The sequence below is a fragment of the Bacillus sp. AFS001701 genome (assembly GCF_002559405.1).
Lineage (GTDB): Bacteria > Bacillota > Bacilli > Bacillales > Bacillaceae_G > Gottfriedia.
Genome location: NZ_NTZO01000545.1, coordinates 1 through 9,448 on the forward strand (window position 1 = coordinate 1; position 9,448 = coordinate 9,448).

Genomic DNA, 9,448 nt, shown 5'->3' on the forward strand with positions numbered 1-9,448 from the left:
ATTAATGGTTGAAGAAATGATTAAAGCGTTATAAAGTGTTTAAAGAAAGATGTCTTATAGGCATCTTTCTTTTTTTATTAAAATACATTTGAGTGAGTACTCACTTTTTATTGACTGGCAATAAAAAGTGAATTAAGATAAAGATATAAAGTGAGTACTCACTCATTATGGGTGCTATAAAAGAAATAGACTTGAACGGAGGAAAAAGATGAGCAATGTTGTTCAAATCCAAAATGTTGACCGTTTATTTGGAAAAAGAGCTGTGCTAAAAAATATTTCAATGAACATTCTAGAAGGAGAGATATTTGGGCTTTTAGGTCCATCAGGTTCTGGAAAAACAACTTTAATAAAATTGATTGCTGGGATTGATAGAAGTTCAAAAGGGGAAGTATTAGTTTACAATAATGAAATGCCTAATTTCACAGTCCTTCCGTCAATAGGGTATATGGGGCAATCTGACGCTTTATACAGCGATTTAACGGGTGCTGATAATTTAAGTTTCTTTGGTGCCCTATATAATTTAAAAGGTAAAGAACTTAAGTCGAGAATTCAAGAAGTAGCCCAAATCGTTGGGTTAGAGGATTCATTAAACAAGCAAGTTAACCAATATTCTGGGGGAATGAAAAAACGACTTTCTCTTGCCATTTCAATTCTCCATAAACCTACATTACTAATCCTAGATGAACCGACAGTTGGCATTGATCCAGTACTAAGAAAGCAAATTTGGAATCAATTTTTTGAAATGAAAAAACAAGGTACTACAATAATCATTACAACCCATATCATGGAAGAAGCTGAAAAATGTGAACGAATCGGATTAATTAGAGAAGGAGAATTAATCGCTTTAGATACTACTGAAAATTTAATCTCGCAATCAAAAACAGGCAAAATCGAAGACCTATATTTTAATATTGAGGTGAGCTCATGAGAGTCTTTGCTATATCTAAACGTATAATAAAACAATTTTTAAAAGATAGAAGATCTCTTGCAATGATTTTTGTTGCTCCCATCGTATTATTGTTTTTATTTTCTTATATCTTAAAACAAGATGACACAAAACCAACTTTAGCTATAGTAGATGCCCCCCCAGCATTTGAGCAAATAGTAAAAGATTATGCGAAAGTAAAAAATGTAAATCCTTCAGACATTGAAGATCAATTGAAAAAGATGGAAATCGATGGCGCCCTCTTATTCAAATCAGGAGAAATAGTAGTACAGTTTGAAGGGACAGATAAAGCAAGAACAACTGCAGTAATGGATGCTATTCAATCTGCAGTTAAGGAAAATACACCTTCTAATCTTAAAATTGTAATGGACCCAATTTATGGTAGTAAAAATATGGATTCATTTGATTCAATTGGCCCAATTTTTATTGGATTTTTCTCGTTCTTATTTGTATTTATCTTGTCAGGCATTTCATTTGTAAGGGAAAGATTAACGACAACACTTGAGAGATTACTTGTCACGCCAGTCAAAAGATGGGAAATAGTAGTTGGTTATATTTTAGGCTTTGGATTTTTTGCTTTAATCCAATCGATCATTATAACAGTCTTTTCAATCAGTGTATTAGATATGTATAATGTAGGAAGTGCATGGGAAGTCTGCGTAGTTAATATTTTATTATCTCTAACTGCTCTTACTCTTGGTATGCTGTTATCTGCATATGCAAATAATGAATTTCAAGTTGTACAATTTATTCCTGTTATTGCTGTTCCGCAAATACTTTTTTCAGGTATTTTCTCAACGGCGTTTTTACCAAATTGGTTCAAATTTATCGGTGGTATTTTACCGCTGACATATGGAGCAGAAGCTCTTAGAGGTATTATGATAAAAGGGCAGTCGCTTTCTGATGTTGTATATCAATTATTGATCCTACTTGGATTTTCAATAGTATTTATTTCTTTAAATATAGTAGCATTAAAGAAACAGCGTTCAATTTAAGGAGTGTTACCAATTAAATTAGAAGAGTTTTTTCCAGAAGAAAAATTACAAGAAATGAATGAGAAAGAGATAAAAATACTTGAAGCTGCAATTGAAATTTTTGCAGAAAAAGGTTTCGTTAGTACATCTACCAATGAAATTGCAAAAAAAGCAAATGTAGCTGAAGGTACTATTTTTCGTTACTTTAAAACAAAAAAGGATTTATTAAAAAGTATTATCAAACCGACATTAGTAAAAACAATTGCTCCTTTTGAAATGGATCGTTTTTCTAAAGCAGTATTTCATTTAGAGTACGAAACATTTGAAGATTTTCTTAATGCACTTATTAAAAATCGTATGGAATTTGCAAAGAAAAATAAGGCAGCTGTAAAAATAATCATACAAGAAATGCCATTCCAAGACGATATGCAAGAAGAGCTAAAAAGACTCTTTAAAGACAAAATGTACCCTAAAGTAGCCACTGTATTACAATCGTTTATCGATAAAGGACAAATAAAAGAACTACCGATACCGACAGTACTACGACTAATTATCTCAACAGTAATTGGTCTAGTGATCTCTTCAATCGTCCTAGAAAATACACCTTTTTGGAACGAAGAACAAGAAACTGAACGTACAATAGAGTTTATTAAGAATGGTCTAAATTAACTAATAGCTGACATAGCGAAAACATTCAAAGAAGAAAGGGATTATAAATAATTTCTTTCTTCTTTGTGTTGAAAAAATATACTGGTAATATTTTAGTAAAATAGTTTTAGTAATAAAGCATAACGCGAAAATCAACAAGACAATACTTAATTCATTGACAAAATGTACTTACTAATCTCTACATGTACTACCTTTAATTACCTTCACTTTTTTTGTATAAAGTATGTTAAAGTTATTAAGTCAACAAGAAGGGAAGGTGTAGTATTCGTGAATTTAAAAAAGCTACAGGCGAAGGTTAATGATTTTAAAACATTTGGAGCAATAACAACAGCATTGGCTACTTTTTTCTATATCGGGACTCTCCTTCCAAAAGACGGATTAACCCAACATAAAATATTAATAGTCGAGAGTATCGTTTTTACAATGCTGATATTTGCATTAGGTTTCTTTCTGACATCCAATTATTTTAAACGCAAAATTCAAAAAGAAGAGCAAGCATAAAACCACTAAAATGAATTCACTCCAATTGTTAGATCGGACTAACAATTGGAGGTCATATTCATCTTTAGTGGTTTATTTTTTATCTTTTTTCTTTTCTTTTTCAGCTCTTAAAAATTCGTGGTACATTTTCATTAAAGCACGTTTTTCAATTCTCGAAACATAACTTCTTGAGATTCCTAATTTCTTTGCAATTTCACGTTGAGTTAGTTCCTTATCCATATCAATACCAAATCGTTGAATAATTACATCCTTTTCACGGTCGTCTAGAATTTTAATATATTGCTTGATTTTTTCTAATTCCATATTAAGTTGAATTTGATCAACTACATCTTCTGTCTCAGTTTTTAATATGTCTAATAGTGAAATTTCATTGCCTTCTTTATCCTGACCTATTGGATCATGAAGGGAAACATCTTTTTTTGTTTTCTTTAAAGCACGTAAATGCATAAGTATTTCGTTTTCAATACATCTAGCAGCATATGTGGCTAATTTTGTTCCTTTACCTTGAACAAAGCTCTCAATTGCCTTTATTAAACCTATTGTGCCAATCGAAATTAAATCTTCAGCATCTTCTCCGGTATTTTCAAATTTTTTAACGATGTGAGCAACAAGTCTTAAATTATGTTCAATTAATAAATTTCGTGCTTCTCCATCTCCATTTGCCATACGATTTAAATAGAGCGTTTCTTCGGCTTGTGAAAGTGGTTGAGGGAAGGCATTATTTTTAACATAGGAAACAAACACAAACACTTCTTTTAAGAAAAGACTTAAGGCGGTAAATAAACCAGGCATATAATCACTCCTAAGGAAGGTAAGGTTAGTTGTTATTTATATATTTATGTAATGTACAAATTCTGTGTGTCTGTACCATAAAAAAAATGTAAGCAGTGTAAAAAAAATGTTGAAAATAGTAAGCGCTACCATTCCAATAACGATGTATCTTTTTTAAAATCGTTACATATTCTAGAAAAAAAATGCATTGACAGCCTATTTAAAAGTGCTTTATAATCCTCATTAATAACTTTTTTAATGAATCTTTTGACAATTAAATATATTGCGTTGATAAGGGCACAGTAGGCATAACTTCCCTGTTTAAGAGAGCTGACGGAAGCTGCGAGTCAGTACATAAGGTATGCTGAATTACATTCTTGGAGCAATTTCTATTTCATTTAATGAAAATAGAAACGGTCATTTTGATCGTTAACAAAATGAAGGTGGTGAACAGAATTTTTGTTCACAACTAGGGTGGTACCGCGATTAAATAATTCGTCCCTACTGTTTATTCAGTAGGGACTTTTTGTTTTCATTTTTTACATACTTACTTCTTGATAAAAGAAGTGGTATTGGAATAGACATTTAAAATTTGAGGAGGAAAAAGAAATGAGTACAAATAATGAGTTAGTGCAATTACGTGATAAGGTTGATGAGATTAATTTAAAAATCGTTGAATTATTAAACGAGCGTGGAAAAGTTGTTCAAGAAATTGGTCAACAAAAGATTAAACATGGAATTAAGCGTTTCGATCCAGTTCGTGAGCGTGAAGTTCTAGATATGATTGCAAATGTAAATGAAGGGCCATTTGAAACTTCAACTTTACAACATATTTTCAAGACAATCTTCCAAGCAAGCTTAGAACTACAAGAGGATGATCACAGAAAAGCTCTTTTAGTTTCAAGAAAGAAAAAGCCTGACAATACAATTGTTCGAGTGAAAAATGATATTGTCCTTGGTGATGGTTCTCAATCATTTATTATGGGTCCATGTGCAGTTGAAAGCTATGAACAAGTACGTGCAGTAGCACAAGCTATGAAACAACAAGGGTTAACAATGATGCGAGGCGGTGCATTTAAACCTAGAACTTCTCCATACGATTTCCAAGGACTTGGATACGAAGGACTACAAATTTTAAGAGAAGTAGCAAATGAATTTGATTTAGCAGTAATTAGTGAAATACTAAATCCAAATGATGTTGAAAGATCTTTAGAATACGTTGATGTAATACAAATTGGTGCACGTAATATGCAAAACTTTGATTTACTGAAAACGGTTGGTCAAGTAAATAAACCAGTTTTATTAAAACGTGGATTGTCAGCAACAATTGAAGAATTTATTAATGCAGCAGAATACATTATTTCACAAGGTAATGACCAAATTATTCTTTGTGAAAGAGGAATTCGTACTTACGAGAGAGCTACAAGAAATACATTAGATATCTCAGCAGTACCTATTCTGAAGAAAGAAACACATTTACCAGTTGTTGTAGATGTTACTCATTCTACAGGTCGCAAGGATTTACTATTACCGACAGCAAAAGCAGCATTAGCAATTGGAGCAGATGCAGTAATGGCTGAAGTACATCCTGATCCAGCAGTTGCTTTGTCAGATTCAGCTCAACAAATGAATATCCCACAATTTGAAGAATTTATGTTTGAGTTAAAAGACTTCCGTGCAAAACTTCAATCATAAATAATATTACTTAATGAAGGATAGGCGGTGAATGCCTTGAAAAAGAACGTCCTTTTAATTGGCACAGGATTAATCGGAGGCTCAATTGCCTTGGCAATAAAAAAAGTTCATGATGTAAATATAATTGGATATGATATAAACGAAAAACAACTTGAAATTGGTAAAAGAATTCAAGTTTTAGATGAAATCTCGGTACAGCTTAAAGACTGTGCCGAGAAGGCTCATCTAATCATTTTTTCTTGTCCTGTAGAGGAGTCAATAAAATATATACATATGTTAAGTGAATATGAACTTAAGAATGATGTCATATTAACTGATGTAGGTAGTACGAAAAGTGAAATCATGAGGCATTCGAAGACTCTTACTGATAAAGGTTATTGCTTTATTGGAGGTCATCCAATGGCAGGCTCGCATAAAACGGGCATCGAGAGTGCAAAAGTTCATTTATTTGAAAATGCATATTTTATTTTGACACCAAGTGAAAATACTAAAAATGATCAAATTGATGAATTAAAAGAATGGCTTAAAGGAACAGGTTCACATTTTGTTGTAATTGATGAGGAAACACATGATCAAATCACCGGAGTGGTAAGCCATTTTCCACATCTCATTGCTTCTAATCTTGTTAAGCAAGTTAAAACTTACTCGAAGGACGAGCCTCTAGTAACAGCCTTAGCTGCCGGAGGGTTTAGAGATATTACTAGGATTGCATCAAGTAGCCCAAAAATGTGGACTGATATTGTGATTCAAAATAAGGATACATTGCTTTCATTAATTTCGAATTGGATTGATGATATGAAACAAATGTATCAGCTTGTTAAAAGCCAGGATAAAGAAGACATCTTTCATTATTTCAAGGAATCAAAAGATTTTAGAGACAACATGCCAGCAAAAGCAAATGGCGCCATCCCAAGTTATTTTGATTTGTATGTAGACGTTTTAGATCGGGTCGGTGAGCTTGCTAACATCACGACAATCTTATCGATTCACCAAGTAAGCATTACAAATCTAAGGATTATTGAATCACGTGAAGGGTTACCAGGTGTACTAAGAATAAGCCTCCAAACGGAAAATGACAGAGAGAAAGCTGAAAAATTCCTAAATGTTAATGGTTATGAGACATACATTGTTTCATAAAAAATATCAGACTTATTTACACATTAAAAGCACTTCTGAAGAGTGCTTTTTTTGGTTAAAGAGCGACGACGAGATCAAGTACTTCGCTAGTTTGCCAAAGTCTCTCTGATATTTCAAATAAAAATGAATAGTCAGTCTCTTTTGTGTACCAATTTTCTGAACTTTATATTATAATTTAGTAGGTTAGGTTTTTAAATCGTTAAACATGGAGGGATATCAATGTCTCAGTTTGAAAAATCATTAGAAAAATACGCTGAACTTGCGGTAAAAAGTGGTGTTAATATCGTACCAGGACAAACATTACAAATAAATGCACCAATCGGAGCTGCAGAATTCGTTCGTAAAGTGGTAAGATTCGCTTACGAAGCTGGAGCTAAAAATGTAAACATCGATTGGAATGATGATGTAATTACTCGCACTAAATATGAACTAGCTCCTGAAGAAGTTTTTGGAGAATTCCCAGGCTGGAAAGTAACAGCAATGGAAGAATTAGCTGAAAATGGAGGTGCTGTTTTATCAGTCATTTCACCAAATCCAGAATTATTAAAAGGGATCGATCCAAAACGTATTGCCACTTTTAATAAAACAGCTAGCCAAGCACTACATAATTATCGTGAATACATGATGGCTGATAGAATTCGTTGGTCAATCGTAGCTATTCCATGTGTTGGATGGGCTGAAAAAGTTTATCCAAATGAACCAATTGATAAAGCGATGGAATTACTTTGGGACTCAGTATTCAAAATTTGCCGAGTAGACAATGAAAATCCAGTTGAAGCTTGGGTTAAACATAACGACTTCTTACAAGAAAAAGTTGTTCAATTAAATGACAAGCGCTATAAAACATTACATTACACAGCACCTGGTACTGATTTGAAACTTGATTTAGTAGATAATCATGTATGGAAAGGTGGCGGAGCGAACAGTGAAGATGGAAAATGGTTTAATCCTAATATTCCAACTGAAGAAGTTTTCTCTATGCCACATAGCCATGGAGTAAATGGTACTGTTCAAGCGACTTTACCATTAAATTACGGTGGAAATTTAATTGAGAATTTCTCTTTAACATTTAAAGATGGTAAAGTTGTCGATTTTACAGCTGAAAAAGGCTATGAAACTTTACAACATTTATTAGATACTGATGAAGGTGCTCGCCGTCTAGGTGAAGTAGCATTAGTACCACATGATTCACCAATTTCAAATACAGGTTTAATTTTCTTCAACACATTATATGATGAAAATGCTTCTTGCCACTTAGCTTTAGGTAAAGCATATCCAAACAATATGAAGGATGGAGAAAAATTACCTTCAGAAGAGCAAGAGAAATTAGGAATCAACCAAAGTTTAACTCACGTTGATTTTATGATCGGATCAGCGGAATTAAACATCGATGGAATTAAAGAAGATGGTACAGTTGAACCAATCATGAGAAATGGTAACTGGGCATTTTAATAGTAAATAAAAATAAAAGGGGTATCTCGAAAGATTTTTTGAGACACCCCTTTATTTTTACTTCTTAAATTGTTTGACATTGATCGTTACTTCTTAAAACCGTTATAAAACCATCTAATATTGTATGACTAACAGAGAATCCCTTACGTTTATAAAATTCTAGAGCGTCTTCATTTCCATTTGAAACATAGATGAAATAATCCTCTACATCATCAAATTGTTTTAGCCAGTTCATTGACATTTTGAATAGTACAGAGCCTACTCCATATTTTCTATATTCTTCTTTAATATAAAATTGAGATAAACATCCAACATTTTTTTTATGGACTGATGAAAGGTCAAAAAAAGTTGCAAATTCGCTAGAGTATACTTCCTTTGGAGAAATATTTGAATAAACATAACCAACTATTTGATCTTCATCTTTCACGATAACAATATAATTATGTATAGCTTTTTTTACTGAAGGAACCATACGTGTATCGAAATTCATGCTATCAAACAACTCTGGTTTTATCTTCGCTTTTGCCTTCTGAAATGCCATTAATTCATTACATAAATCTCTACATAATTCAATGTGATCCTCGTCAATCACTTCATAAGTTAAATTCATCTTGTCACCCCTCATAAAAATTGATTTTGAGCCTTATATAACTTTCATACAATTTAATTTTATAATATATAAGTTCATGAAAACAAATGAAATAATAAGTTGATCTGTTTTTGGTATATAATGGAAGTGTCATCTAGAATCAATTCATCATTCTACACATAAAACAAATGGAGGATGAGAAAATGGAAGATCTTAAGTATGAGTTTTTTATTGGAGCTAAACCAGAAGAAGTGTGGAACGTATTTGTTTCGCCAGAAGGAACTAAAGCTATCTTTTTTGGTTGTATCTTAAAATCAACATTTGAAGTCGGAGCAAAATATGAATATATTGGACCAGGAGAAGCTGGAGAACATACAGTGCATGTTTATGGGGAAATTCTAGCATTTGAGCCCCATAAAATGATGAGTTATACAGAACATCCAGGCCCAGTTTACCGTGAAAATCATGCTGAATTAGAAACTAGAATTACACTTACACTTGAAGAGATGGGTGAGTGCACAAAATTAACACTAGTTAACGACCAATGGCCAGAAAATCACCCTTCATATGAAAATACAAAATCTACCTGGCCAATGATCTTAAGTAATGTAAAAACATTTGCAGAGACCGGGAAAACATTAGATTTTGGTTGGTAAAATTTAAAAAATAAAAAAACCTCTGGGAACAGAGGTTATTGTCAGAGTGTTGAAATAT

At 32.5% G+C, this 9,448-nt stretch carries 10 protein-coding genes and 1 other annotated feature; of the genes, 8 read left to right on the top strand and 2 right to left on the bottom strand.

What is annotated here, in order from left to right:
- Nucleotides 1-208: 208 nt before the first annotated feature.
- The 4 genes from CN514_RS22445 (at nucleotide 209) to CN514_RS22460 (ending at nucleotide 3,090) form a co-directional block, all read left to right on the top strand.
- Nucleotides 209-928 (top strand): ABC transporter ATP-binding protein, encoded by a 720-nt coding sequence (locus CN514_RS22445; RefSeq protein ID WP_098234476.1) that lies wholly within the window; start codon nucleotides 209-211, stop codon nucleotides 926-928.
- Entirely contained in the window at nucleotides 925-1,941 is a 1,017-nt protein-coding gene (locus CN514_RS22450; protein ID WP_098234477.1) for an ABC transporter permease, read from the top strand. The genes CN514_RS22445 and CN514_RS22450 overlap by 4 nt, the downstream gene beginning before the upstream one ends.
- A gap of 3 nt (nucleotides 1,942-1,944) precedes the next feature.
- A complete protein-coding gene (locus tag CN514_RS22455) occupies nucleotides 1,945-2,589 on the top strand; it encodes a TetR/AcrR family transcriptional regulator (RefSeq protein ID WP_098234478.1) in 645 nt (214 codons plus the stop codon).
- Between the two features lie 267 nt (nucleotides 2,590-2,856).
- The gene (locus tag CN514_RS22460; protein WP_176526034.1) at nucleotides 2,857-3,090 is read left to right on the top strand and encodes a YrhC family protein; all 234 of its coding nucleotides are present in this window, start codon (nucleotides 2,857-2,859) and stop codon (nucleotides 3,088-3,090) included.
- Nucleotides 3,091-3,162: 72 nt separating this feature from the next.
- Here the strand turns inward: CN514_RS22460 and sigK are convergent, their stop codons facing one another.
- A complete protein-coding gene (gene sigK, locus CN514_RS22465) occupies nucleotides 3,163-3,882 on the bottom strand; it encodes an RNA polymerase sporulation sigma factor SigK (RefSeq protein ID WP_069035122.1) in 720 nt (239 codons plus the stop codon).
- Between the two features lie 258 nt (nucleotides 3,883-4,140).
- Nucleotides 4,141-4,367, top strand: a binding site (T-box leader).
- Between the two features lie 103 nt (nucleotides 4,368-4,470).
- Between sigK and CN514_RS22470 the strand changes: the two genes are divergently transcribed.
- The 3 genes from CN514_RS22470 (at nucleotide 4,471) to CN514_RS22480 (ending at nucleotide 8,145) form a co-directional block, all read left to right on the top strand.
- Nucleotides 4,471-5,556 (top strand): bifunctional 3-deoxy-7-phosphoheptulonate synthase/chorismate mutase, encoded by a 1,086-nt coding sequence (locus CN514_RS22470; RefSeq protein WP_098234480.1) that lies wholly within the window; start codon nucleotides 4,471-4,473, stop codon nucleotides 5,554-5,556.
- 36 nt (nucleotides 5,557-5,592) lie between these two features.
- Nucleotides 5,593-6,693 (top strand): prephenate dehydrogenase, encoded by a 1,101-nt coding sequence (locus CN514_RS22475; RefSeq protein WP_098234481.1) that lies wholly within the window; start codon nucleotides 5,593-5,595, stop codon nucleotides 6,691-6,693.
- A gap of 219 nt (nucleotides 6,694-6,912) precedes the next feature.
- On the top strand, nucleotides 6,913-8,145 hold the full coding sequence (locus CN514_RS22480; protein ID WP_098234482.1) for an aminopeptidase: 1,233 nt from the start codon (nucleotides 6,913-6,915) through the stop codon (nucleotides 8,143-8,145).
- Between the two features lie 64 nt (nucleotides 8,146-8,209).
- Here CN514_RS22480 and CN514_RS22485 read toward each other — a convergent pair whose 3' ends face one another.
- On the bottom strand, nucleotides 8,210-8,755 hold the full coding sequence (locus CN514_RS22485; RefSeq protein ID WP_098234483.1) for a GNAT family N-acetyltransferase: 546 nt from the start codon (nucleotides 8,753-8,755) through the stop codon (nucleotides 8,210-8,212).
- A 182-nt stretch (nucleotides 8,756-8,937) separates the two neighbouring features.
- Here CN514_RS22485 and CN514_RS22490 point away from each other — a divergent pair, with 182 nt between their 5' ends.
- Complete coding sequence (locus tag CN514_RS22490; protein WP_098234484.1) at nucleotides 8,938-9,390, top strand: SRPBCC family protein; 453 nt, start codon at nucleotides 8,938-8,940, stop codon at nucleotides 9,388-9,390.
- The last annotated feature ends 58 nt before the right edge of the window (nucleotides 9,391-9,448 follow it).